Below are 24,498 nucleotides of genomic sequence, written 5' to 3' on the forward strand. Positions count from 1 at the left end.
GCGACCAGTGCAAAGCATCGAACCTTCGTTGCTTGCCAAGCCGCCTGCGCGATGCGAAGCCTTGCGCGGGTCGGCAAACGGGGGAGGGCTGTCGATGGCGGGCGGACTTGGACGGCGGGCACGGACGCCCGAAGAGATGATGATCAACATGATGGCGCTTGCGGCGGGCGATCATCCCGGTCACCGCAGCTGGGCACCCCCATCACCCGGCGCGCCGCGCGATGTCTTCATCGCCTGCTGGGGCAAGAGCGGCACCACCATGATGCAGCAGATGTTCCACCAGATCCGGATGGCGGCCGCCACCGGCGCGGGCGACATGGACTTCGACGACATCAGCCGGATGACCCCGTGGGAAGACACCGCGTTGGTGCTCGATCTCGACATGACGGCAGACCAGCGTGCACAACCACGCGGCTTCAAGTCGCATCGCGAATACGAGCGGCTTCCCGCCGGGCATCGCTATGTCGTGACCCTGCGCGACCCGAAGGAATGCTACGTCTCGTTCTACCGCTTCTTCGACGGATGGCACATTGAACGGGGCGCGCTGTCGATGGAACACTTCTGGCCGCTCTACATGAGCGGCGGGCCGGGTGGATGCGATTACTTCACCCATCTGCTGAGCTGGTGGGCGCGGCGCGACGCGGCAGACAGCCTCGTCGCATCCTACCGCTGGGCAGCGAAGAACCGCAGGGCGATGATCGTGCGGCTGGCCGGCTTCATCGGCGCTTCGCTCGATCCGGCGCAGGTCGACCTCGTAGAGCAGATGACTTCGCGCGAGTTCATGCATGCACACAAGGACCGGTTCGACGATGCCATGATGTGCGCGGTGATGGAGGCCAAGCTGGGTATCCCTGCCGATAGCGATTCGACCAAGGTGCAGGCCACCGGGAGCGATGCCGCTACCCTGCCGCCCACGATCGCCGACCGGATCGACGCGCTGTGGGCCGAACGGGTCGCCCCGGCAACCGGCCACCCCGACTTCGCGTCGCTCAGCGCGGAACTCGACGCGCGATAGCGGTAGAGGTCAGAGCTTTTCGGCGATAAGGAATTCCGGGTCCTTCACGAGGCCCATGAAGCTGCCCATCACGCCCTGAACCACATCGCCCGGCATGTCTTCTCCGGTGAAGCCGTCGAGATCCGGGATATCGAACAGCTCGACATAGCGCACCGAAGGCTCGCCTTCGCCGAGCAGCAACCCGGTTACGCGATAGGTGTCGAAGCTCGCCACTCGGCGGAGCGAGCGCATCGCGGGCTGGTCCTTGGTGCGGACCCATTCCTCGAACGCCTCGCGAGTGACACCGACGGCGAGCTGGTAGGTGATGATGACTGCAGCCATAAGCGCCTCTTGGGTTGGGATCAGAACAGCAGGGTTTCGGGATCGGGCATCGGCTCTTGCTTCTGCGCCTTTACCAGCGACATGACGCTGCGGACGACGACCCAGATCGCGACCGCAAGCCAGGTCAGGATGCCGATCAGCACGAACATCAGGACGAAGCTGATGATCGATCCGATGAGGCCAATCCAGAAGGTCCGGATCAGGTAGGTGAAGTGGGATTGTTCCCATCCCTGCGCCTGGTCGCGCCAGACATAGGCAAGCACGATGCCGACGATCCCGGTGAAGCCCAGGACCAAGCTTGAAAGATAGCACAGGCTGATGATGGTCGGGTGGTTGAAGTCGAAACCGCCGCTGGCGGGCGGGCCGGAGCGCGGAGGCTGGGTCAGGTCGTCGGTCATGTCGTATCCCCTCGGTTGGACGCGGCGAAGTCTACGCGGCGAGGCGCAAAGAACAAGGGTCAATCGGTGCCCGCGGCGCACCAGTCGCGCTCAGGGTCACCCCAGCCGGTGGTGCGGGCAAGACCGCGCTCTTCCATCCATTCGCTCAGCCACTGATCGCGTCCGCCTTCCTCGCGCCGCAGGTTGCGCAGTTCGCGTCCATAGTCGTCGCGCGGTGGGTCGGCACCCCCGTCGGCCAAAAAGGGCCCGCGATTGAGCCAGTCCGCGAGCGCATCGCGTGCGACAATCGCGAGCTGGCGTTCGGCCGCACATTTCCCTTCCAGTTCGGGCGCATCGAAGCCAGCCAGGCGGATCCGGCGTTTGTCCAGCATCACCGTGTCGCCATCGATCACGCAGGCGCTTGAGACGCGTTCGGCGCAAAGGGTGAAGCGCCGGTCAACCGGCTCCCAGTCCGCAGTCGACGCGGGCAGGCGCATTACCCACCAGCTGGCCCCGAGCAGCAGCGCCAGCAGCAGCCAGATGCGCAGCGCGCGCCACCTTCTGCCCCATGCCATGCGGCGGTTCCATGCGGCGTCGAAACGGGGCGGTTTGACCATGCGCCCCTATCGCATCAGCAGGACAGGGCAGCAAAGCTGCTTCCCTCGCCAATCCCCAGCGGCTAGGGGCGCGGGGCTTACGGAGGTGCGAATGAGCGCGAGCGACGACACGGCGATGCTGGCCAAGGCGGAAGTGCTGATCGAGGCGCTGCCCTATTTCCAGCGCTATGCCGGACGCACCTTCGTGGTGAAGTATGGCGGCCACGCCATGGGCGACCCCGAAGCGGCGCGCGATTTCGCCGAGGATATCGTCCTGCTCAAGGCGGTCGGCATCAACCCGGTGGTGGTCCATGGCGGCGGACCGCAGATCGGCGCGATGCTCAAAAAACTGGGGGTCGAGAGCACCTTCGTCGACGGCCTCAGGGTGACCGACAAGGCGACCGCCGAGGTGGCTGAAATGGTCCTGTCGGGCGCGATCAACAAGGAACTGGTCGGCTGGATCGCCAAGGCCGGGGGCCCGAGCGGTCCCAAGGCGATCGGCATCTCGGGCAAGGATGGAGGGCTGGTCACTGCGCGCAAGGTCGAACGGACCAAGCGCGACCCGGACAGCAATATTGAGCAGGTGGTGGACCTTGGCTTCGTCGGTGAGCCGAGCCAGATCGACACCACGATCATCGACACCGTGGTAGCAGCCGGGATGATCCCGATCGTCGCCCCGATCGGCGCGGGCGAGGACGGGCATACCTACAATATCAACGCGGATACCATGGCGGGCGCGATTGCTGCCGCGCTCGGTGCCGCGCGGCTGTTCCTGTTGACCGATGTCACGGGAGTGCTCGACAGGCAGGGCAACTTGCTGACCGACCTCACGCCGGGTCAGATCGCCGCGCTTCGCGAAGATGGCACGATCAGCGGCGGGATGATCCCCAAACTAGAAACCTGCATCCATGCGGTCGAGGCCGGGTGCGATGCTGCGGTGGTGCTCGACGGGCGCGTGCCGCACGCGATGCTGCTCGAATTCTTCACCGCGCGCGGCGCAGGTACGCTCATCCGCGCCGGTTGAGCTCTGGTCGATAAGCGTATTGCCCGGTTGATACACCGTCCCCATCTTGGCTAAAACAGCCACAGCCCATTCTCCGAGGACATCATGGACGCCCTGATCGGAATTCTCTACATGCTGGCCAACACGCTCAGCATGATCGTCATCATCTGGTTCATCATCGGCCTGCTGTTCGCGTTCAATGTGGTGTCGCGCGACAACCAGTTCCTGTGGCAGGTTGAACGCTCGATCGCCGGATTGCTCGAACCTTTGCTGCGCCCGATCCGCCGGGTGATGCCCGATACCGGGGCGATCGACTTCTCGCCGATGGTGCTGATCCTGCTGATCAATGCCGTGTTGATCGTGCTCGGAAGCCTTTGACCCGATGAGCGCGGCGAGGATCGACGGCAAGGCTTTCGCAGCTTCACTGCGGGAGAAGATCGGGGCGCTGGCCGCCGCGTTCGAAGCGCAGGCAGGGCGAAAGGCCGGCCTGGCAGTGGTTCTGGTCGGCGAAGATCCGGCGAGCCAAGTTTATGTCGGCAGCAAGGGCAAGGCGACCGTCGCCGCCAGAATGAACAGTTTCGAACACCGCTTGCCAGCCGATACGGGCGAGGCCGAACTGCTGGCGCTGGTCGAGCAACTGAACCGGGACGATGCGGTGGACGGCATCCTCGTGCAGTTGCCGCTTCCGGCCGGACTCGACGAGCAAGCGATCATTTCGGCAATCTCTCCCGACAAGGATGTCGATGGCTTCCATGTCATCAACGCCGGGCGACTGTCGGTTGGCCAGACCGGTTTTGTGCCGTGCACCCCGCTCGGCTGCATGATGCTGCTGGCGGACCGGTTGGGTGACCTGTCGGGGCTCGAGGCGGTGGTCATCGGGCGCTCGAACATCGTTGGCAAGCCAATGGCGCAGTTGCTGCTCGACGCCAACGCCACGGTCACCATCGCGCACAGCCGGACGAAGGATTTGCCCGCCGTGGTGCGGCGCGCCGATATCGTGGTTGCCGCGGTCGGCCGCGCGGAGATGGTCAAGGCCGAATGGCTCAAGCCCGGCGCGACGGTGATCGACGTCGGGATCAATCGCCTGCCGCCGGCCGAAGGCGAAACGAAGGGCAGGCTCGTGGGCGATGTCGCTTTTGCGGATGCGAGCGAAGTCGCGGGCGCGATCACTCCGGTGCCCGGCGGGGTTGGCCCGATGACCATCGCCGTGCTCCTGCGCAACACGCTGGTCGCCGCCTATCGCAACGCCGGGCTGACGGTGCCGGACAGCCTCTAGCCGCCTGCAAGCCGAGAGGCTAAAGGGCAGTGATGTTTAGAGTTGCCGTTTCGCTCGTTTCCGTTGCCCTCCTCGCATCCTGTGCGTCCGGGCCGCCGCGTATTCCGCGTGCGGTGATCGACCGCGCTTTGGTCGGTGCACCGGGCGAAGCGCAGCCGGGCAAGATCGTTGCAGCCGAGATCGCCTTTTCGCAGGCCGCGCGCGACGAGGGGCAATGGACCGCGTTCCGCAAGTTCATGGCACCGGGGGCAGTGATCCACGGGGTCAACGGGCCGATCGACGCAGCGGCCTGGCTCGCTACGCAAAAGGACCCGCTGGCGGCGGTGCAATGGGCAGCCAGTTCGGTGTGGATGAGCTGCGACGGCAGGCTCGCGGTCAGCCGTGGCCGGTTCCGCGATCCCGAAGGGCTGGTCGGCACATTCGTTACCGTTTGGCAACGGCAGGATGACGGTGCCTATCGCTGGATCTACGACGCCGGGGCAGCGGATGATCCGCAGCCGGGCGCACAGGAAGTGGACGACGGAGCGGGGATCATCGTTTCGGCAGACGATATCATCCAGGGCTATGTCGCCGATTGCCCCAGCCCCGGAAGTCCGCTTCCGCTAGGACCCTTTTGGGTGATGGCGGACACCGCCCGCTACGCCAGCGAAGTATCGCCGGACAAGACGCTGAGATGGAGCTGGGAGCACGAGGCGGACGGGACCCGGCGGGTGGCGCTCGACTACCTCTCCGAAGGTAAATGGGAACGGGTGCCGGTGCAGACCTTCGCGCCACGGACTTCGGAATAGGCGCGGCCCAGGACCATGCTCGAACTCTTCATCTCCGCCTTCATCACTTTGTTCGTGGTGATCGACCCACCGGGATGCGCTCCGATCTATGCCGGGCTGACCAAGGGTGCGACGCCCGCACAGTCGCGCAGCATGGCGCTGCGTGCGTGCATGATCGCCTCGATCATCCTGGTGATCTTCGCTCTGTTCGGTCAGGACCTGCTAGCCGCACTGCACATCGAACTCGACAGTTTCCGCATCGCGGGCGGGCTGATGTTGTTCTTCATCGCTTTTGACATGGTGTTCGAAAAGCGCACCCAGCGCCGCGAGGAGCGCGCGGAGAAGGTCGCCGCCACTCCGGAGATTGAAGACGTTTCGGTCTTTCCGATGGCCATGCCGATGCTCGCCGGGCCGGGGGCAATTGCTGCGGTGATGCTATTGACCAACGAGGCGGAGGGGACCGACCAGACGCTGGTCGTGCTCGGCGCGCTGGCCGCAGTGATGGTGCTGACTGCTGTGGCGCTGATCGCCGCCGGCCCGCTGATCCGGCTGCTGGGCGACAAGGTCGAGGCGGTGATCACCCGCCTGCTTGGCGTCCTGCTTTCGGCCTTGGCGGCGCAATATGTGATCGACGGGCTGAAGGGCAGCTTCGGGCTCTGATCGCGGACATTATTGCAACGTAATGATCTCGTCGCCGCCGTCGCGGTGGGTGAAGAACTGCATCAGCTGGACCAGCAATTCGCAGCGTTCGCGCAGGTTGCGCGCTTCGAGCAGGGCCTGTTTGGCTGCCGGGTCGAACGGGGCGATCTGCGAGACGCCGTCGATCAGCGAGACATCATCGAGCCGCGCGACCGAGTCCCAGTCTACGCTGTAACCCTGCACATCGGCGAAGCGGCGGGCTTCGCGTTCGAAACTGGCGCGTTCGATGCTGGAGAGGACTTCCTCGTCGTTGTCCGCGATCAGCTCGGCCTCGACCTGGCGGAACGGGGTCGTCACGTCGAGCTCGCGCAGGATGCGAAAGCGGCTCTCGCCTTCGAGGATCAGGTTGTAGCGCCCGTCGTCGAGCGCCTCGAATTCGCCGATCTTTCCGACGCAGCCGATCTCGAACAGCGGCGCTCCTTCGGTCGGGCGTTGCGGTTGGATCATTCCAATCCGCCGGTCGCGGGCCAGCGCATCGCTCACCATCGCGCGGTAGCGCGGTTCGAAGATATGCAGCGGCAATTGCAATCCCGGGAACAGGATCGCGCCGGTCAGCGGGAAGATGGTGAGGCGTTGGGCCATGCTCAGCCGAACAGCACCCGCGACAGCCGGCGGCGGGTGGCGACGACCCATTCGTCCTCCAGCCCGATGGCTTCGAATATCTTCACCAACTTTGCACGAGCGGCACCATCGTTCCATTCGCGATCGGCCGCGATCATGGCGAGGAGGGTGTCGGCCGCCGTATCACGCTGACCCGATGCATAGGCCGCCTCGGCATAGGCCATACCGGCCTCCATATCGGCCGGATCGGCTTCGGCGGCGGCCTTGAGTGCCTGCAACTCGCTGTCATCGACCTGGGTTCCGGCCAGCTCGAGAGCGGTTTTAGCCTGCGCGATCAACGGAGCGCCAGCGACCTGAGGATCGGCCAGTGCGGCATCGAGCACCTGCTTCGCTTCCTCGACCTTGCCCATCGCAAGGAACGCGCGGATTAGCCCCGCCTGCGCGGCGGCGTTGTCGGGCGCAAGGTCGATCACCTGCGCGTAAATGCCCGCCGCGCGCTCGGCATCGCCAGCGGCCAGCACCTCGTCCGCCATGGCGACGAATTGCGAGACATCCTGCTGCGGCTCGCCGCCTGCCGCGCCCGGCTCAACCGGCAATTGCGCAAGCAATTGGTCGAGGGTCTGCTTCAGTTGCGATTCGCTGCGCGCGCTGGTCAGGTCCGCCACCGGCTGGCCCTGGAACATGGCATAGACCGTCGGGATCGAGCGGACCTGGAACTGGCCCGCGATGAATTGTTCCTCGTCGACATTGACCTTGGCCAGCACCACGCCCTTGTCGGCATATTCGGCGGCGACCTTTTCCAGCACCGGGGTCAGCGCCTTGCACGGGCCGCACCATTCGGCCCAGAAATCGAGGATGACGAGCTTGCTCATCGACGGTTCGACCACATCCTTGCGGAACCGGTCGACCGCTTTCTGTTCGTCGAGATTGAGGCCCATGCTTGCCAAGATCGTGTCCCCTGCGGAAGTATTCGCCGTGAATCGGAAGTGCCCAATGTGGGCCTTTCGCGGGCAATGTGAAGGGGCAATCGGCGGGGCGCGGAAGGCTGCGATTTTCCGCTTGATGCCTGGCACAAGCGTTGCTAGTTGCGCGCCTCCCCACCGGGATCGACGATTCCGGTAGAGCGTCAGTGAGCGGGCGTAGCTCAGGGGTAGAGCATCACCTTGCCAAGGTGAGGGTCGGGCGTTCGAATCGCCTCGCCCGCTCCATTTTCCGATAATCCGATGGTGGCTGCGTGATGCAGATCCGGCCTCTGTTGGGGTCGCAGTCGCATGGACCCCGTGTTGCGCCATTCACCGGCCTTCTGATGCGTTTCATCGAATTACCCTCTTGCCTTGCAGCGCATGTCGGCTAGGGCGCACGTAATGTTGTAACATCATGAGAGTCCGATGAACCGCTCCAGCAAATTCTCCGTCAACCGTTCGCTGCTCGTTCTCCCGCTCGTGTCGCTCGCTCTGGTCCAGCCGGTCCAAGCGCAGGACACCGCCCAACAGGCAGACGCTGAATCCGAGAAGACGTCCGATGACTTCCATGATCGCCGCTACGACCGCTTCGGCGAACTGATCGTCACCGCCATCGGCGTCACCCAGCTCGACGTATTGGCGGGGACCTCGGTGGTCGAGGGGATCGAACTCCAGCGCAGCCTCGAATCGCAAATTGGCGAGGTGCTGGTTGATTTGCCCGGCGTGTCGGCGAGCAGCTTTTCGCCCGGTGCCTCGCGCCCGGTGCTGCGCGGGTTCCAGGGGGAGCGCGTCCGCGTGCTGGTCGACGGGATCGGCTCGATCGACGTATCCAACACCTCGGTCGACCATGCGACCTCGATCGACCCGCTGACGGCGGAAAGCATCGAGGTGCTGCGCGGCCCCGCCGTGCTGCTCTATGGCAGCCAGGCGATCGGCGGCGCGGTCAATGTGATCGACAAGCGCATCCCGCAACGCATGCTGCGCGAACCCTTCCACATCGATGCGACCGTTTCGGCGGACACCGCCTACGATCTGCGCGAAGCAGGCGCGTCGCTCGACATTCCGGCCGGTTCCGGCTTCGTGTTCCACATCGACGGCAGCTACCGCGACACCGACGATGTCGAGATTCCCGGCTTCGTCGTCTCGCCGCTACTGCGCGCGGACCTGCTGGCCGTTGCGGACGAGGAAGAGGAAGAAGGCGAGTTCGAGGAGGCCGACGAACTGCGTGAGGCCGCGAACCGGCGCGGTGTCCTGCCGAGCAGCGACACAAGGACCTGGACCGGCAACGCCGGCTTCGCGTTCTTCGAAGGCGACAGCAACCTCGGCGCGTCCTTCGGCATTTACGATACGCGTTATGGCGTGCCGAGCAGGCCGGGCGCGGGGCATCACCACGGCGAAGAGGGCGAGGAAGGCGAAGCGGAGGAAGAGGGCGAAGAAACCGTCTCGATCGACCTGCGCCAGTACCGCGCCGACATGCGCGGCGTGCTCGCGCTGGGCGACGGTTTCTTCAAGTCGCTCAACACCCGTGTGGGTTACAGCGACTACACCCACACCGAGTTCGAAGGCGCCGAGGTCGGCACAGTGTTCGACGTCCAAGGCCTCGAAGCGCGCGCGGTGCTCGAACAGAATGCGCGGGGGCCGTGGTACGGCTCGATCGGCACGCAGTATTACTTCCGCGACTTCGATGCCTTCGGCGCGGAGGCCTATGTGCCGAAGAACCGGACCGACCAGTTCGCGCTGTTCGCATTGCAGGAATTCGATCTCGGGCTGGTCGAACTCGAAGCGGCCGGACGGTGGGAGACGACCGATGTCGAATCGCTCGCGGTCGGGTTCGAGCGCAGCTTCGACACTTTCTCGGGCGCGCTGGGCATCGCCCACGAAACCGATGGCGGCCTGCGCTTCGGCGTCAACGCCAGCCGGGCCGAGCGGGCCCCCAGCGCGGAAGAACTGCTGTCCAACGGCCCGCATATCGCGACCCAGGCGTTCGAGATCGGCGATCCGAATTTGCGCACCGAGCGCGCACTAGGGCTAGAGGCCTTCGTTCGCGGGAAGCTCGGCCCGGCCAATATAAGCCTCGCGGTCTATCGCAACTGGTTCGACAACTACGTCTATCTCGACGCGACCGGCGAAGAGGAAGACGATCTTCCGGTCTTCACCTATCTCCAGTCCGATGCCGACTGGTTCGGGGTCGAGGCGCAGGTCTACTACACATTGTTCGACAGCAGCGACCTGACCGTCGCTGCCGACCTGCGCGGCGATTACATCCGCGCCGAACTCGCCGACGGGACCCCGATCCCGCGTATCCCGCCGCTGAGCCTGCTCGGCGCGCTCGAAGCGCAGACCTCGCGCTTCGACGGGCGGATCGAGGTGAAGTATACCGACGGGCAGGACCGCGTGGCCGCGTTCGAAACCCCGAGCGACAGCTTCACCTTCGTCAACGCCTCGCTTGCATGGAAGCCGTTGCTCGGCAACGACAACGTCACCGTGCTGGCGCAGGTCGACAACATCTTCGATACCGAAGGCCGCCGCCACGCGAGCTTCACCAAGGACTACGTCCCGCTCGCAGGCCGCAACTTCAAGCTGAGCGTGCGGACGAGCTTCTAGGTCCTAACCCTAGTCCTCGACGCCGAAGGTCAGCTCGGCGTTGGCCTCGAGCCGTTCGACCAGCGCTTCGCCGAGGAACGAGCCGGGTGTGCCGACGCCGCCCGGCTCCTTGCAGGACAGCAGCGCGATTCCCGTCTGGGCCAGCATCCGGCTGGTCGAGCCGTAGCCGGGATCGTACTTGCCCTTCACGCCGTAGCGGATCGTCGCACCGTCGGGCATTTCGCCGATGAACAGCACGTCGTAGAAGCCGTTGTCGCGCTCTTCCTTGGTCGGGCCTTCGCCCGGCTTGGGGGGCTTCGCGCCGAACGGGTTCTTGAGCATTTCGGCGACCGCATTGGCCGCAGCCTTGCCCGCTTCGCCCGGGCTGGTGAGCATCATCTCGTCGTATTTGAAATCCTCGCCATAGGGGAAGCCGCGCAGGAAATTGGTCCGGTGGACGTTCTTGGTGTTGATCGTCGCCATGATGAAAGGCGCGGCCCATTTGCCGGTCGCCTCGTCATATTCAGGCACCAGGCCCATCGGCTGGCTCGGCCCGTCGAAGCCGGGCGTCAGGCCGAAGGGGCTGGAGAGGATCGGGATCAGCTTGGGGTTTTTCGCCACCGCCTTCATCGTCGCGGTCAGGCTGGCGGCGGTCCCGCCGGAAAAGGTGCCCTGCATCCCGCGCACCCGGCCCTTCACGCGCGGCGCGGGCTGACCGAACTTGGCCGCGGCCTCCTTCTGCAGCATGAAAACGCCGAGATCGAACGGGATCGAATCGAACCCGCTCGAAAAGCAGATATGCGCGCCCGAGGCCTTGGCACTTTCGTGGTGCTGGTCGATCTTCTCGCGCATCCAGCCCGGTTCGCCGCACAGATCGGCATAGTCGGTGCCGGTGGCGACACAGGCCTCGACCAGCGCATCGCCATAGAGCTGGTAGGGGCCGACCGTGGTCAGCACCACGCGGGTGCGGTTGCACATCGCGGTGAGGCTGCCCGGATCGTCCGCATCGGCGACCACCAGCGGCGTGTCCTGCGGGGCGCCGATTGCGTCGCGCACTTCTTCCAGCTTGGCGAGACTGCGTCCGGCCATCGCCCATTTCGGCGCGTCCGCACGGCCCACGTAATGGTGCGCCAGATACTCCGCGACCAGCCGACCGGTGTAGCCGGTTGCACCATAGACGATGATATCGAATTCGCGGTCAGCCATACTCTTCCTCCGTCATCCCAGCGAACGCTGGGATCGCTATCAACCCTTGTCGAACATTTCTGCGAGCGATGCCAGCGTTCGCTGGCATGACGGACCAATGAGGATCAAAACCCGAACTGCCGGCTTGCCAGGTCGTACATGATTTCTTCCGAGCCGCCACCGATCGCCATCACCCGCACCTCGCGGTAGATCCGCTCGACCCTTCCGCCGCGCACGAAGCTTGCGCCGCCCAGGATCTGGCACGCCTCGCGCGCGCAATATTCCATCGTCTGGGTCGCCTGCACCTTGAGCAGCGCGAAATCGCCCGGGAAGGCGCAGCCGGTCTTTACGGTCCATGCGGCGCGGTCGATCATCGCCTGCGTTGCATGGATCATCTGCAGCATCCGCGCGAGCTTGTGGCGGATCGCCTGGCGGGTGACGAGCGGCTTGCCGAAGGTCTCGCGCTGACGCGCCCAGTCGAGCGCATCTTCGTAGCACAGCCGCGCATAGGCTGCCGCCTGCTGCGCCATGCCCAGTCGCTCGCCGTTGAAATTGCGCATGATCGCGCCGAAGCCGGCGTTCTCCGGCCCGATCAGGTTTTCCGCCGGAACTTCCACATCGTCGAAATGGATCGTCGCGGTATCGGACGCGAGCCAGCCCATCTTGTCGAGCCTTGTCCGGCTCACGCCCGCTCGTTCGGTCTCGACCAGCAGCAGCGAGACGCCCCCGATTCCGGCGCCCCCTGTGCGCACCGCCAGCGTGATGTAGTCGGCACGCATCCCCGAAGTGATCAGCGTCTTGGCACCATTGACGAAGTAGCTGCTCCCGCGCCGCTCGGCCCGGGTCCTCAGATTGGCGACGTCCGAACCGCCGCCGGGTTCGGTGATGCCGAGGCAGATGACCTTCTCGCCCGCGAGCACTTGCGGCGCGATCCGCCGCTTCAGCTCCTCGCTGCCGGTGGCAAGGATCGGCGGCAGGCCGATACCATGCGTCTGGAGCGAGGCGGGGATTCCGCCCGCGCCGGGGCGGCACAATTCCTCCGACTGGACCAGCGAATGGAAGATATCGAACCCGCCATCGTGGCCGATCGTCCCGCTGCCGCCGTATTCCTGCGGATAGCCGAGCCCGAGCACGCCTGCTGCCGCCGCCTTGCGGTGCAGCTCGCGCGGAAGCTCGCCTGCCGCCTCCCATTCCGCCACATGCGGCATGATCTCGCGGGTGACGAAGGCGCGCACGCTGTCGCACACTGCCTCGTGGCTGTCGTCGTAATGCGGCGAACGGGCGCGCCACTGGTCGAACAGGGGGGCGGTCATGCGATGAGGTCTCCTCGCGCGATGCGCGGCAAAACGCCCGACTGACTGGAAATCGCGAGCAGGCGGCCGTCTTCGGCGAAGTGCCGCGCCGAGCCATGGACCACGCCGCGATCGAAGGCGGCGAGCTCGGTGACCGAGAGCATCCAGCCCGGCTCCGCGCCTTGCACGAAACGGAGCGTGGCATCGAGGCTCGAGCCCCCGCGCGATCGGGGGTGGGCGCCGAGGAAGAAGTCGGAAATGATCGCGATCCAGCCGGCATCGAGCGCGAAGCCGGCGCGTGACCGGGTCCAGATGGCATGGATGCCGCGACTGTTGTCTTCCAGCGCGACGCGGTATTCGATCTGGTCGGTCAGATTGCCCTGCGCACCATAGTCGAGTTCGACCGGGGTGCTCGCCTCGGGGCCGGGCAGTTCGGGCATCTGCGCGAAGAGCTGCTGCTCTGCCGGTTCGCGCGCGCCGAGCGCGGCGCTGACCCGGTGCGTCGGACGGCCGTTGACCGAAAGCTCGCCGGCATATTGCGCCACCGCCTGCCCGCCGCCGCATGCCTCGCACGCCACCACCAGTTCTTCGGCATGCTGCGTCGGGCTGAGGAACTGGATGTTGGCCCACAGCAGCGGCAGTTCGCTGTCGAGCTGCATCGCGTCGATCGCCGCAGCCAGCGCCACTCCGCCCATCACATGCGGCGCGCCCTCGTGCCCTGCAGTGGCGGGCAAGGTTACGGGCAGAATATACTCGCTCTGCCGGTTGCCGGGCACCACGCGCCAGAAGGGATAGCCCGCGACGCTCACCCGCCTGCCGTCACAGCCTTGGCAGCGTGACGCCGCGCTGGCCCATATATTTGCCCGCGCGATCTTTGTAGCTCGTCTCGCAGCGCTCGTTGCCTTGCAGGAACAGGAACTGGCAGGCCCCTTCGTTGGCATAGATCTTCGCCGGCAGCGGGGTGGTGTTGGAAAATTCCAGCGTCACATGCCCTTCCCAGCCCGGTTCCAGCGGCGTCACGTTCACGATGATCCCGCAGCGGGCATAGGTGCTCTTGCCGAGGCAGATCACCAGCACATCCTCCGGCACGCGGAAATACTCCACCGTCCGGGCGAGCGCGAAGCTGTTGGGCGGGATGATGCAGACCTCGGTCTCGCGGTCGACGAAACTTTTGGGGTCGAACTGCTTCGGGTCGACCACGCTCGAATCGACATTGGTGAAGATCTTGAACTCGGGCGCAACCCGCGCGTCGTAGCCGTAGCTCGACAGGCCGTAGCTGATCACCCCCTCGCGCCGCTGCGCCTCGACGAAGGGCTCGATCATGCCGTGTTCGAGCGCCTGCGTGCGGATCCACTTGTCGGAAAGAATCGCCATGAGACGGTGATTCCCGATGGCCGAAGGAGGAGCAAGCGCTGCGCAGCGCTTGTCCCCGTCAATGCGCGATCATTTGAGACTTGGGTTCAGGCCCTTTACATGGTCGAGCCATCTTTTCGGCTTGCGCAGCATGTCCTTCGGATAGCTCACCTTGAGCCCGACGATCTGCGCCATCGCGCCGACGAAATGGATGCAGTTGCGCTTGTCGAGGTCGTAATACTTCCCCGGCGCATTGCGCCATGCGCTCACCTCGTCGCGGATCTTCCAGTATTGCGCGTCGCTCAGCTTCACCGTGAAGTGCCGCTTGGTCTGTTTGATGTAGTCCGCCTTTTCGACCATGATATCGTGCGCGACCGGGCCTTGCAGGATCGCGGGGGTGACTTCCTTGGCAGTGAAGCCGTAGTTCTCGTTCACCGCCTTGCCGTTCCTGTCGAGCGTGCCCTTCATCACGATGAAAGCGTGCGGATAGCGCCCGCTGAACAGCCCGCCACCATAGCTGTGGAAGCTGAGCTCGACCGCCGCCGACGCGGGGAGCGACCACAGCGCGGCAAACAGGGCAAGGAGGAGCGCGACCGGTCTGTGCATCCGCGCTCCCTAGCCCGATCCGCGCCTAGCTCGCAAGCAGGCTGGCGTTCCCGCCTGCGGCGGTGGTGTCGATGCTCACCACCCGCTCGCTGGCAAAGCGCGCGACATAATGCGGTCCGCCCGCCTTCGGCCCAGTGCCCGACAGGCCGTCGCCGCCGAACGGCTGGCTCTCGACCACCGCGCCGATCTGGTTGCGGTTGACGTAGAAATTGCCCACCCGCGCCTTCGCCTCGACCAGCTCGCGCACCGCATCGATCCGGCTGTGAAGGCCCAGCGTCAGGCCGTACCCGGTGGCATTGATATCGTCGACCACGCGCTCCAACTGGTCCGCCTTGAACCGCGCGACATGCAGGACCGGACCGAAATTCTCGCGCTTGAGGTCAAGGATCGAATCGAGCTCGATGATCGTCGGCGCGACGAAGCATCCGGCACCCGTCCCCTTGGGCAGCTTGCGCTGCCACACAGTGCGTCCGTTCTTCTTGCGGCGTGCGACATGGCGGTCGAGCGCGGCCTTGGCGTCGGGGTCGATCACCGGGCCGACATCGGTGGTGAGCTCCGCCGGGTCGCCGATCTCGAGCACTTCGAATGCGCCGCGGATCATCGCCAGCATCTCGTCCGCCACATCGTCCTGCAGATAGAGCATACGGAGCGCCGAGCAGCGTTGCCCTGCGCTCTGGAACGCGGAGGAGACCACGTCGCGCGTAACCTGCTCGGGCAGGGCCGAGCTGTCGACGATCATCGCGTTCTGCCCGCCGGTTTCGGCGATGAAGGTGGCGATCGGCCCTTCGCGCGATGCGAGGCTGCGGTTGATCGCCTGCGCCGTCTCGGTCGATCCGGTGAAGGCGACCCCGGCAATGCGCGGGTCCGAAGTGATCATCTGGCCGACGTCGCCCGCGCCCGGCAGCAGCTGGAACACCGCCTCGGGAATGCCCGCCTCGTGGCACAGTTTGACCGCCAAGGCGGCGATCAGCGGGGTCTGCTCGGCGGGCTTGGCGACCACAGTGTTGCCCGCTGCGAGCGCGGCCGCAGCGGGGCCGATGAAAATCGCCAGCGGGAAATTCCACGGGCTGATCGTCGCGAACACGCCGCGCCCGGCCAGGCTCAACCGGTTTTCCTCGCCGGTCGGCCCGGGCAGCATCAGCGGGGCAGAGAACAGCCGCCGCGCCTCGGCTGCGTAGTAGCGGAGGAAGTCGACCGCCTCGCGCAGTTCGAGCACCGCGTCGAGCAGCGTCTTGCCCGCTTCGCGCCGGCACAGGCTGAGGAATTCGTCGGTGTGCTCCTCGAACAGGTCGGCGGCGGCTTCGAGCAGCAGCGCGCGCTTCTCACCGCCCAGCCGGTTCCAGCCCGGCTGGATCAGCAGTGCCTGGCCAATGGCGGCCTCGACTTCTTCCGGCGTGCAATCGCGCCGCGTGCCGACCTCGGCGGAAAGGTCCTGCGGCTGGGTGATCGGCGCGGTCTCGCCTTCGGCATCCGAGCGGAAGGTCGGCTCGGCATGCCAGTGCTTGCTCTCAAGCGCGGCAAGCCGCTCGAGCAGCTGCTCGCGCACCAGCGGGTCGGCGAGATCGATCCCCGCGCTGTTGGTGCGACCTGGGAAGATGGCATGCGGCAGCGGGATGTTCGGATTGCGCTTCGGCTCGAGCGCTGCCAGTTCCGCCACCGGGTCGCCCGCCAGTTCGCTCGCGGGCACATCGGCATCGGCCATCCGGTTGACGAAGGAACTGTTCGCCCCGTTCTCCAGCAGGCGGCGCACGAGATAGGCGAGCAGGTCCTTGTGGTTGCCGACCGGCGCATAGATGCGCACCGGCGTGCGGTCGTTGCGTTCGAGTTCGGCGAGCGCGGAGTAGATATCCTCCCCCATGCCGTGCAACCGCTGGAACTCGAACGGGCCTTCGTAATTGCGCGCAGCGACCAGCGTCTTGATCGCCGCGACGGTGTAGGCGTTGTGCGTCGCGAAGGCGGGATAGATCGTATCGGGCGCCTCGAGCAGCCGCGAGGCGCAGGCGAGGTAGGACACATCGGTCGCCACCTTGCGGGTGAAGACGGGATAGTCCTTGAACCCGCCGACCTGGCTCAGCTTGATCTCGGTGTCCCAATAGGCACCCTTGACCAGCCGCACCATCAGCCGCCGGTTATGGCGGCGGGCGAGCTTGACCGTCCATTCGCACATCGGCACCGCACGCTTCTGATAGGCCTGGATTGCGAGGCCGAACCCGCCCCAACCATTGGCAAACAGCTCATCGTCGGCCGCGAGTGCTTCGATCACGTCCATCGAAACCTCGAGCCGCTCGGCTTCCTCGGCATCGATGGTGAAATGGAAATCGGCGTCGCGCGCCTTGATCGCGAGGTCCTTCAGCACCGGCACCAGATGCGCAACAGCCGCGTCGCGGTGGTAGAAATCGTACTTGGGATAAAGCGCCGAGAGCTTGACCGAGATGCCGGGCGAGCGGGCGACACCGCCATCCGCCGCCTTCGCCACGCTGGCGATCGCCCGCTCGTAGGCAAGGCGGTAGCGTTCGGCATCGTGCATCGTCATCGCCGCTTCGCCGAGCATGTCGAAGCTGTGGGTCAGCCCTTCCTTGCGTTCCGGCTTCGCGCGCTTCAGCGCCTCGTCGATCGTGCGGCCGAAGACGAACTGCCCGCCGAGGATCTTCATCGCCTGCAGCGTCGCCTTGCGGATAACCGGCTCGCCCAGCCGGTTCATCGCGCTGCGCAAGGTGCGGCCCATACCGCGTTGGTGGTCCTCCGGGCGTTCGAGCACTTCGCCCGTCAACATGAGCGAGAAAGTCGCCGCATTGACGAAGCTGGAAGAACTCTCGCCCAGATGCTCGCCCCAGTCGATATCGCCCAGCTTGTCGCGGATCAGCGCATCGGCGGTGGCTGCATCGGGCACGCGCAGCAGCGCCTCGGCGATGCACATCAGCGCGATGCCTTCTTCGGTGTCGAGCCCGAACTGGTGGAGAAAGGCATCGATTCCGGTCGCCTTGCGCCGGCGCGCGCGAGTGACCAGCGCCTCGGCCAGCGGCGCGGTGTCGCCATGCAATTGCGCGACGGCCGATGCCTGCCGAAGGCGTTCTTCGATACATGCGCCCTCTTCCTGGCGGTAGGCGAGGCGCAGCGCGGTACGGTCGAGCGGGGAAAGTGCGGTCAAGGGGGGACTCATCCGGTTTCTTGTGTAACGATTGCGCGCCTTGGACTTCTCTCCGGTTGCGTTCAAGGGGTTGCGTGGCCCATGGGGAGGCCAGCACGGACAAGGGAGAATGGCAGTGGCGGGGCGCTATTTCGACGAGTGGCAGGTGGGCGACCGGATCGAACACGAAATCCGCCGCACGGTGACCGAGGCGGACAATCTGTTCTTCACCGTGATGACCCACAACCCGCAGCCGCTGCACCTCGATGTCGAGGCGGCGAAGGCGAGCGAATTCGGCCAGATCCTCGTCAACGGCACCTTCACTTTCGCGCTGATGGTCGGGCTGTCGGTCGGCGACACGACGCTCGGCACGCTGGTCGCGAACCTGGGTTACGACAAGCTGGTTATGCCCAAGCCGGTGTTTATCGGGGATACTCTGCGCGCGACGAGCGAGGTCGCTTCGCTCAGGCCATCGAAGTCGCGCCCGGGGGCGGGCGTGGTGACGTTTCTGCACGAAGCGATCAATCAGCGCGATGAAGTCGTGTGCCGCTGCGAACGCTCTGCCTTGGTCAAGGGCAGCGGCGCTTGACGGACGGGACATATCGGTCAAGTTTGCGCTGACAGACCGCGCAAGATCGCGGCAGGGGAGGGCTAGATGAAAAGGATTCTCGGGATCGGGCTGCTGGTGCTGGCCGTTGCAGCAGGCGGCTGGTGGTTGTTCCTGCGCGACGATCCCGAAGGCGTTGCGGCGAAGCTCGCCGAGGCGGAAGCGGCGGTGCCGCTGACCGACTATCCCGAGCGGGTCTATTGGGGCGACACCCACCTCCACACGAGCATCTCATTCGATGCCTATGGCTTCGGCAACCGGCTGGGGGCGGAAGACGCGCTGCGTTTCGCGATGGGCGAGGAAGTGACCTCGACCACCGGGATCAAGGCGAAGCTCGCGCGGCCGCTCGATTTCCTCGTCATCTCCGACCATTCGGACGGGATGGGCGCGCTCCAGAGGCTCGCCGAGGCACCCCGACTGCTGCTGAGCGACCCGACGATGCAGAAGTGGCACGACATGCTCAACGAAAGCCCGCAGCAATCGCTGAGGGCCACTTCGGAAATCATCGCGGCGGCGGCGGCGGGTACCTTGCCCGACCAGATGCTCAATTCCGACAGCGACGGGCCGACGCGCGATCTGTGGACCGAGCATCTCGCGATCATCGACCGCTACGACCGGCCTGGCACCTTCACCGCGCTCGCTGGGTTCGAATACTCGCTTCTGCCCGAAGGCAACAATCTCCACCGCGTGGTGATGTTCCGCGATGGCTACGACCGCACTACGCAGGTGCTTCCTTTTCCAAGTCTGGAAACGAAGGTCGAGGATCTGTGGGCCTATATGGAAGGCTACGAGAAGAAGACCGGCGGGCAGGTGCTGGCGATGCCGCACAATTCGAACGTCTCCAACGGGCTGATGTTCGAGACGACCATGTCCGACGGCAGCCCGATGACCGCCGAATACGCCCGCCGCCGCGCGCGGCACGAGCCGGTGGTCGAAGCGACCCAGATCAAGGGCGACAGCGAGGCGCATCCCTTCCTTTCGCCCAACGACGAATTCGCCGGTTTCGGCAAGTCGGGCTGGTCGATCGGCAATCTCGACGCTTCGCATCCGGCGACCGACGCGATGCAGGGCGGCAATTACATCCGCGAGGCGCTGAAGCGCGGGCTCTCGCTTGAACAACAGCTCGGCGTGAACCCCTACGCCTTCGGGCTGATCGGTTCGACCGACAGTCACACCTCGCTCGCCACTGGCGACGAGGACAATTTCTTCGGCAAGCATACGGGCAACGAGCCGAGCGCGAAGGATCGCGCCAATGCGCCGCAGAACCTCGGCACGCGGCAAGGGCGGTTCGGGTGGAACTACCTCGCCGGCGGCTATGCTGCGGCATGGGCGCGGGGCAACACAAGGGCGGAAATCTTCGACGCGTTCAAGCGGCGCGAGGTCTATGCCACCACCGGCCCGCGAATGGTGGTGCGGGTGTTCGGCGGCTTCGGTTTCACGCCCGACATGTTCGAGGGTGACTGGGTCAAGGCCGGCTATTCGCGCGGCGTGCCGATGGGCGGCAACCTGGCCGACGAGGGCAAGGCGCCGAGCTTCCTCATCTCCGCATTGAAGGACCCCGACGGGGCGCATCTCGACCGGGTGCAGGTGGTCAAGGGCTGGGTCAATCCCGACGGCACGACCGGCGAGAAGGTCTATGACGTGGTGTGGTCAGACATGGACAAGCGCGCGATGGCGGGCGGCAAGGTCCCGCTGGTGGGGGACACGGTCGACCGCGCCAAGGCGACCTACACCAACACCATCGGCGCACCCGAACTTCGCAGCGTTTGGACCGACCCGGACTACCGCGCGGGCCAGAGCGCGTTCTACTACGTCCGCGTACTCGAAATCCCGACGCCGCGCTGGACGCTGTTCGATGCGGTGCGGTTCGGGATCAAGCTGAGCGCGGACGCGTTGGCCGACGGGGTGGCGCAGGAGCGCGCCTATACCTCGCCGATCTGGCTCGGTCCGGCGAAGGCGCCAAAGCCCGCCACGCAAGGATGACGCTGCCCGGCTGGACGAAGGAGCCGCTGGTCCATTTCCTAGCAGCGGGCGGGCTGCTGTTCGCGCTGTTCGCATGGATCGGCGAACCGGTCGATCCGGCGAGCCGCAGCATCGTGGTGGGGAAGGAAGAACAGGCGCGCATCGCGCTGCAGTGGGAGCTGACCAATGGTCGCCCGCCGACTGACGCCGAACTCGCCGCGCAGATCGACCGCTTCGTGCGTGACGAGGTGCTCTATCGCGAAGCGCTGCGGATGGGGCTCGATCGCGACGATGCGGTGGTGCGCCAGCGGATGGCATCGAAGATGGATTACCTTGCGGCCAGTGCGGCGGAGACTGCCAAGCCAGACGACAGCGTGCTGCAGGACTGGCTGGAGCGGCACCCGACGCGCTTCACCGACGATGCGCGGTTCGGTTTCGAACAGCTCTACTTTGCCGAGCGGGGGACGGCCGAGGCTGCGCTGGCAGCAGGCGGCCAGATCCGAGGCGAGGCGATCTCGCTTCCTGTCGAGGAACGCAATGCGCCGCGCAGCGAAGTCTCGGCGCGGTTCGGGGAGGAGTTTGTGGCGGCGCTCGATCGGCTCGAGCCGGGGCCAAAATGGCAGGGACCGGTCCAGTCGGGCTTCGGCTGGCACCTTGTCCGGCTGACGGAGAAGCGGGCCGGCGAAGTCCCGCCGCTGGCCGAAGTGCGACAGCAGGTCGAGAACGACTGGCGCAGCGCCACAGCCGAAGCGCGGCGCGAGGAGGGCTACCGCATCCTCCGCGATGGCTACGACGTGCAGATCGAAAAGTGAGGCTGCTGCTGGCGCTGCTGCTGGCGGTGTTCGCCGCCGGAACCGTGCGGGCCGACGATTTGCGCCCCGGCTACATGGAATGGACCGAGACCGCGCCGGGCGAATGGCAGGTCGCATGGAAGCAACCGCTCACCCAGCGCCCGACGGGCGAGCCGCCACAACCCATCCTGCCCGACGGCTGCCACTTCACCGCCCCGCCCGCGACCGGCACCGCCTCGGCAGCGGTCACCGGGCAGGCACAGGTTCGCTGCGATGGCATGCTCGCGGGGCGCGCGATCGGAATGGAGGGCATGCTCGGCCAGGCCGACATGCTGGTGCGGATCGCACCGCGCGACAGCCCGGTCGACACCCTGCGTCTGACTGCGGCAGAGCCGGTTGTCCGCGTGCCCGTCGAACCGGCGAGCGGCAATGTCTGGCGGACCTATATCGGCATCGGGATCGAGCACATCGTGTTCGGCTGGGATCACCTGCTGTTCGTGATCGCGCTGGTGCTGCTGGTACAAGGCTGGAAGCGGGTGGCGGTGGCCGCGACCGCCTTCACCCTCGCCCACTCGGTCACGCTGGCAGGGGCGACGCTCGGCTTCGTCGGCCTGCCGGGGCGCCCGGTCGAGGCGGTGATCGCGCTGTCGATCGTGTTTCTCGCCTACGAGGTGATCCGCGCGCAGCGCGGCGAGCCGGGCCTGACGCAGCGCGTGCCATGGGTCGTCGCCTTCCTGTTCGGGCTGATCCACGGCTTCGGCTTTGCCGGAGCGCTGGGCGAGATCGGCCTGCCCGAAGGCGACATCGCGGCGGCGCTGTTGGCGTTCAATATCGGTGTCGAGGCAGGGCAGCTGCTGGTAATCGCGCTGGTGCTGGCGGTGCTGGCCGCCTTGCGCCGGCTGGCCTTGCCCGCGCTTGCCCCGGCGATCCGCGTGGCCAGCTACGCTATCGGCATCACCGGTAGCTTCTGGCTGTTCGAACGCGTGCTCGGCTAGAGCGCGAGGTCACTCCCGCCGAGCGCTTGCCACAATAGCACCCGTGCCCGGCTCGCGCGGCCGCGCGCGGCGGCGACCCGCTCCCCGCTCGCATCGGCGGCGCGGCGCGCGTCGAGCACGGTGCGGAAATCGCTCAGCCCTGCGCGGAAGCGCGTGTCGGCGAGGTTGGCCGCGCGCTGGCTGCTGGCGTATTCGGCGCTCGCTGCAGCGAGTTCGGCATCGGCAGCGGTGACCAGGCCATAGGCCGTCTCGGCATCGCCGAGCGCCTGGAACACCGATCCGCGATAGGCCTCGAAGGCGGCGCGCTTGTTTGCCGCAGCGCCGTCGATCTCGGCCTCGATCCGCCCGAAATCGAGGATCGGCGCGAGCAGCCCGCCTGCGAGCGAGCCGACCACCGAATCCCCGCTGAACAGGCTGCCGAGGTCGAAGGCGAGCAGGCCGAGCGAGGCGGAGAGATTGAACTGCGGGAAGCGTCGTGCAGCGGTGGCGTAGAGATCCGCATCGCTTGCCGCGAGCCGCGCGGCGCTCGCCTGAACGTCGGGGCGATTGACGAGCAGCTGCGAAGGCAGGCTGGCGGGAGCTGCGGGTTGCGCGGGTTCGGGCGCGGGCTGGGCGAGAAGTTCGCGCACCTTGCCGGTCGGTTGCGCGGTCAGCGTGACGAGCCGCCCGACCAGCCGGGCGCGTTCGCTTTCGAGCGCTTCGAGCCGGGTGCGGCTGGCCGCTGCAGCGCTTTCGGCGCGCACCCGGTCGAAGCCCGGCGCGATTCCCGCACGTTCGCGGCTGCCTGCGAGTTGCGCAAGACGTTCTGCGGCACCGAGATCGCTTTCCAGCGCCCGCTGGCGCGCCTCCAGCGTACGCCAGTCGATCACCGAACCGGCAATCTCGGACAGCAGGCCGAGCCGCACCGCCGCCGCGTCGGCCCCCGCCGCATCGACTCGCGCGAGCGCGGCGCGTTCCTGCGCCCGCAGCCGTCCGAACAGGTCGAGATCCCACCCGGCGGTAAGGTTGGCGCTGTAGCTCACCCGCTCGGTGTCGAACGCGATGCCCTGGGGCAGTCCGCTGCCGAACTGCGCGGGATTGGTTCGCTGCCCGGTCACCGATGCAGAGCCATTTACCGATGGCAACCGTTCCGCACCGGCGCGCCCGGCCTGCGCCCGCGCCGCATCGATCCGCGCCAGCGCCTGCGCCAGCGTCGGCGCATCGCTCAGCGCCAGAGCGGCCAGATCGGTGAATGCCGGATCGCCGGTCGGCAGCAGGACCGCGACCGACTGAGCCACGGCGCCCTCGGGCTGGTAGGCGAAGCTGGCCGGAAGCTCGGGCGGTGCGGTCGCGATCTCGGGCGGCGGCCCGGCGACGCAGGCGGCGAGCGCAAGCGCACTCGCAAGCGACAGGGCGAGCCGAATCCTCACTTCGCGTCCTTCGTGCCGGTGTTCTTGGCTGCCGGGATGAAGGCATCGACCTGCTGACCGACGCGAAAAGCGCCCTTGGCACTTTCAGGCAGGGCATAGATCACCTGCAGCACCCGCACATCGACCCGCTCGCTTGCGCTGTTGGTGAGCGAGCGCTTGGGTACCACCAGCGGTTCGGCACGAACGAAGCTCGCTTTCACCTGCCGGCCGGCGGCTCCGCGCGGCGAAACCACCGCTTCGGCACCCATGGCCAGCCGCGTCGCCTGCTCTTCGTCGATATCGATCCGCACATGCAGCGGGCGGGTCTCGCCCATCTCGATGAAAGGTGCGCCGCCCCCGCCGCCCATGGTCGAAAGGTATTCGCCCGGCTTGATGTTGACGCTGAGGATCTCGCCCGAGATCGGCGCGCGCACGGTTGCGCGGCCCAGTTCGGTGCGCGCGCTGGCCGCAGCGGCCTGCGCGGAATCGAGCCGCGCCCGGGCGAGTTGCAGCCGCTGGCTGGCGGCGGATGCCTCGCCCTCTGCGCGGATCACTTCGGCGCGGCTGACTGCGGCGGGATCGTCGATGCTGCGATAGAGCGCAAGCTGGCGGCTGGCGGTCGCCTGCGCCGCCTGCGCCTCGGCGATGGCGGCGCGCGCTTCGCCGATCGCGGCGTCGGACTGCTGCAGCTGTGCGCGGATGGCGCGGGTGTCGACGGTGAACAGCGGCTGGCCCTTCGCAACATAGTCGCCCGGCTGCACCCGCAGGTCGGTGACGAGGCCGGACAACGCTGTGCCGATCTGGATCACCTCGCTCGACGGTTCGACCACACCCGATCCGGCGACCCTGTCCGCATCGGCGAGTGCACCGGTGGCACGGGGCGGCTCGCGCTCGGGCTCGCTCAGTTCGCGGTCGGGCAGACGACCGGCGATAAAGATCACCGCGACGATCAGGCCGACCACCGCCAGGATCGGCAGGCCCATGCGCGAGAAGCTGAAGTTGCGAAGGTTGAAAGCCATGGCGAAGAGGTCC

General features: G+C 66.3%; 24 protein-coding genes and 1 tRNA gene. 12 read left to right on the forward strand and 13 right to left on the reverse strand.

The features are described 5' to 3' along the window. Nucleotides 1-94: 94 nt before the first annotated feature. Nucleotides 95-1,015 (forward strand): sulfotransferase domain-containing protein, encoded by a 921-nt coding sequence (locus NSO95_RS01395; RefSeq protein ID WP_257594353.1) that lies wholly within the window; start codon nucleotides 95-97, stop codon nucleotides 1,013-1,015. A 9-nt stretch (nucleotides 1,016-1,024) separates the two neighbouring features. Here the strand turns inward: NSO95_RS01395 and NSO95_RS01400 are convergent, their stop codons facing one another. The 3 genes from NSO95_RS01400 to NSO95_RS01410 are packed head-to-tail and all read right to left on the reverse strand — an operon-like array spanning nucleotide 1,025 to nucleotide 2,330. After that, on the reverse strand, nucleotides 1,025-1,336 hold the full coding sequence (locus NSO95_RS01400) for a RedY/HapK family protein (protein WP_257594354.1): 312 nt from the start codon (nucleotides 1,334-1,336) through the stop codon (nucleotides 1,025-1,027). 20 nt (nucleotides 1,337-1,356) lie between these two features. Next, nucleotides 1,357-1,734 (reverse strand): DUF4870 family protein, encoded by a 378-nt coding sequence (locus NSO95_RS01405; protein ID WP_257594355.1) that lies wholly within the window; start codon nucleotides 1,732-1,734, stop codon nucleotides 1,357-1,359. A 59-nt stretch (nucleotides 1,735-1,793) separates the two neighbouring features. Beyond that, complete coding sequence (locus NSO95_RS01410) at nucleotides 1,794-2,330, reverse strand: thermonuclease family protein (RefSeq protein ID WP_257594356.1); 537 nt, start codon at nucleotides 2,328-2,330, stop codon at nucleotides 1,794-1,796. 91 nt (nucleotides 2,331-2,421) lie between these two features. Here NSO95_RS01410 and argB point away from each other — a divergent pair, with 91 nt between their 5' ends. The 5 genes from argB to NSO95_RS01435 all read left to right on the forward strand — a co-directional run bounded on the left by argB (nucleotide 2,422) and on the right by NSO95_RS01435 (nucleotide 6,015). Continuing rightward, the gene (gene argB / locus NSO95_RS01415) at nucleotides 2,422-3,333 is read left to right on the forward strand and encodes an acetylglutamate kinase (protein ID WP_257594357.1); all 912 of its coding nucleotides are present in this window, start codon (nucleotides 2,422-2,424) and stop codon (nucleotides 3,331-3,333) included. Between the two features lie 84 nt (nucleotides 3,334-3,417). Continuing rightward, a complete protein-coding gene (locus tag NSO95_RS01420) occupies nucleotides 3,418-3,690 on the forward strand; it encodes a YggT family protein (RefSeq protein ID WP_301332465.1) in 273 nt (90 codons plus the stop codon). A 4-nt stretch (nucleotides 3,691-3,694) separates the two neighbouring features. After that, nucleotides 3,695-4,588 (forward strand): bifunctional methylenetetrahydrofolate dehydrogenase/methenyltetrahydrofolate cyclohydrolase FolD, encoded by an 894-nt coding sequence (folD, locus tag NSO95_RS01425; protein WP_257594358.1) that lies wholly within the window; start codon nucleotides 3,695-3,697, stop codon nucleotides 4,586-4,588. 32 nt (nucleotides 4,589-4,620) lie between these two features. Further along, nucleotides 4,621-5,376, forward strand: a complete 756-nt coding sequence (locus tag NSO95_RS01430) for a Cif family virulence factor (protein WP_257594359.1) — start codon at nucleotides 4,621-4,623, stop codon at nucleotides 5,374-5,376. A gap of 15 nt (nucleotides 5,377-5,391) precedes the next feature. Then, a complete protein-coding gene (locus NSO95_RS01435) occupies nucleotides 5,392-6,015 on the forward strand; it encodes a MarC family protein (RefSeq protein WP_257594360.1) in 624 nt (207 codons plus the stop codon). Nucleotides 6,016-6,024: 9 nt separating this feature from the next. Here the strand turns inward: NSO95_RS01435 and NSO95_RS01440 are convergent, their stop codons facing one another. Both NSO95_RS01440 and NSO95_RS01445 read right to left on the reverse strand, forming a co-directional pair. Then, nucleotides 6,025-6,636: an LON peptidase substrate-binding domain-containing protein gene (locus tag NSO95_RS01440; protein WP_257594361.1), complete on the reverse strand. Its 612-nt coding sequence runs from the start codon at nucleotides 6,634-6,636 to the stop codon at nucleotides 6,025-6,027. A 2-nt stretch (nucleotides 6,637-6,638) separates the two neighbouring features. Continuing rightward, the gene (locus NSO95_RS01445; RefSeq protein WP_257594664.1) at nucleotides 6,639-7,553 is read right to left on the reverse strand and encodes a tetratricopeptide repeat protein; all 915 of its coding nucleotides are present in this window, start codon (nucleotides 7,551-7,553) and stop codon (nucleotides 6,639-6,641) included. A gap of 195 nt (nucleotides 7,554-7,748) precedes the next feature. On the opposite strand from NSO95_RS01445, the gene NSO95_RS01450 reads away from it, so the two are divergent. Both NSO95_RS01450 and NSO95_RS01455 read left to right on the forward strand, forming a co-directional pair. Beyond that, a tRNA-Gly gene (locus NSO95_RS01450) sits at nucleotides 7,749-7,823 on the forward strand. A gap of 180 nt (nucleotides 7,824-8,003) precedes the next feature. Continuing rightward, nucleotides 8,004-10,181 (forward strand): TonB-dependent receptor, encoded by a 2,178-nt coding sequence (locus NSO95_RS01455; protein WP_257594362.1) that lies wholly within the window; start codon nucleotides 8,004-8,006, stop codon nucleotides 10,179-10,181. Nucleotides 10,182-10,190: 9 nt separating this feature from the next. Here the strand turns inward: NSO95_RS01455 and NSO95_RS01460 are convergent, their stop codons facing one another. The 6 genes from NSO95_RS01460 to putA form a co-directional block, all read right to left on the reverse strand. Continuing rightward, the gene (locus NSO95_RS01460) at nucleotides 10,191-11,366 is read right to left on the reverse strand and encodes a saccharopine dehydrogenase family protein (protein WP_257594363.1); all 1,176 of its coding nucleotides are present in this window, start codon (nucleotides 11,364-11,366) and stop codon (nucleotides 10,191-10,193) included. A gap of 104 nt (nucleotides 11,367-11,470) precedes the next feature. Then, nucleotides 11,471-12,658, reverse strand: coding sequence for an acyl-CoA dehydrogenase family protein (locus tag NSO95_RS01465; RefSeq protein WP_257594364.1), 1,188 nt, complete (start codon nucleotides 12,656-12,658; stop codon nucleotides 11,471-11,473). Continuing rightward, complete coding sequence (locus tag NSO95_RS01470) at nucleotides 12,655-13,446, reverse strand: thioesterase family protein (protein ID WP_257594365.1); 792 nt, start codon at nucleotides 13,444-13,446, stop codon at nucleotides 12,655-12,657. The genes NSO95_RS01465 and NSO95_RS01470 overlap by 4 nt, the downstream gene beginning before the upstream one ends. 10 nt (nucleotides 13,447-13,456) lie before the next feature. Beyond that, nucleotides 13,457-14,011, reverse strand: coding sequence for a dCTP deaminase (gene dcd / locus NSO95_RS01475; RefSeq protein ID WP_257594366.1), 555 nt, complete (start codon nucleotides 14,009-14,011; stop codon nucleotides 13,457-13,459). A 69-nt stretch (nucleotides 14,012-14,080) separates the two neighbouring features. After that, complete coding sequence (locus NSO95_RS01480) at nucleotides 14,081-14,596, reverse strand: hypothetical protein (RefSeq protein WP_257594367.1); 516 nt, start codon at nucleotides 14,594-14,596, stop codon at nucleotides 14,081-14,083. 25 nt (nucleotides 14,597-14,621) lie between these two features. Further along, entirely contained in the window at nucleotides 14,622-17,756 is a 3,135-nt protein-coding gene (gene putA, locus NSO95_RS01485; protein ID WP_257594368.1) for a bifunctional proline dehydrogenase/L-glutamate gamma-semialdehyde dehydrogenase PutA, read from the reverse strand. Between the two features lie 103 nt (nucleotides 17,757-17,859). Between putA and NSO95_RS01490 the strand changes: the two genes are divergently transcribed. From NSO95_RS01490 to NSO95_RS01505, 4 genes are all read left to right on the forward strand, one after another. After that, on the forward strand, nucleotides 17,860-18,312 hold the full coding sequence (locus tag NSO95_RS01490; protein ID WP_257594665.1) for a MaoC family dehydratase: 453 nt from the start codon (nucleotides 17,860-17,862) through the stop codon (nucleotides 18,310-18,312). A 66-nt stretch (nucleotides 18,313-18,378) separates the two neighbouring features. Beyond that, complete coding sequence (locus NSO95_RS01495; RefSeq protein WP_257594369.1) at nucleotides 18,379-20,313, forward strand: DUF3604 domain-containing protein; 1,935 nt, start codon at nucleotides 18,379-18,381, stop codon at nucleotides 20,311-20,313. Continuing rightward, nucleotides 20,310-21,104 carry a peptidylprolyl isomerase gene (locus NSO95_RS01500; RefSeq protein WP_257594370.1) on the forward strand — a complete coding sequence of 265 codons (795 nt, stop codon included), beginning with the start codon at nucleotides 20,310-20,312 and terminating at the stop codon, nucleotides 21,102-21,104. The genes NSO95_RS01495 and NSO95_RS01500 overlap by 4 nt, the downstream gene beginning before the upstream one ends. After that, nucleotides 21,101-22,078, forward strand: a complete 978-nt coding sequence (locus NSO95_RS01505) for a HupE/UreJ family protein (RefSeq protein WP_257594371.1) — start codon at nucleotides 21,101-21,103, stop codon at nucleotides 22,076-22,078. Before NSO95_RS01500 ends, NSO95_RS01505 begins: the two co-directional genes overlap by 4 nt. Here the strand turns inward: NSO95_RS01505 and NSO95_RS01510 are convergent. Continuing rightward, nucleotides 22,075-23,487, reverse strand: coding sequence for an efflux transporter outer membrane subunit (locus NSO95_RS01510; RefSeq protein WP_257594372.1), 1,413 nt, complete (start codon nucleotides 23,485-23,487; stop codon nucleotides 22,075-22,077). The genes NSO95_RS01505 and NSO95_RS01510 overlap by 4 nt on opposite strands. Then, nucleotides 23,484-24,485, reverse strand: a complete 1,002-nt coding sequence (locus tag NSO95_RS01515; RefSeq protein WP_257594373.1) for an efflux RND transporter periplasmic adaptor subunit — start codon at nucleotides 24,483-24,485, stop codon at nucleotides 23,484-23,486. Before NSO95_RS01515 ends, NSO95_RS01510 begins: the two co-directional genes overlap by 4 nt. Nucleotides 24,486-24,498 lie beyond the last annotated feature (13 nt).

Source organism: Parerythrobacter lacustris (assembly GCF_024626475.1).
Taxonomy (GTDB): domain Bacteria; phylum Pseudomonadota; class Alphaproteobacteria; order Sphingomonadales; family Sphingomonadaceae; genus Parerythrobacter_A; species Parerythrobacter_A lacustris.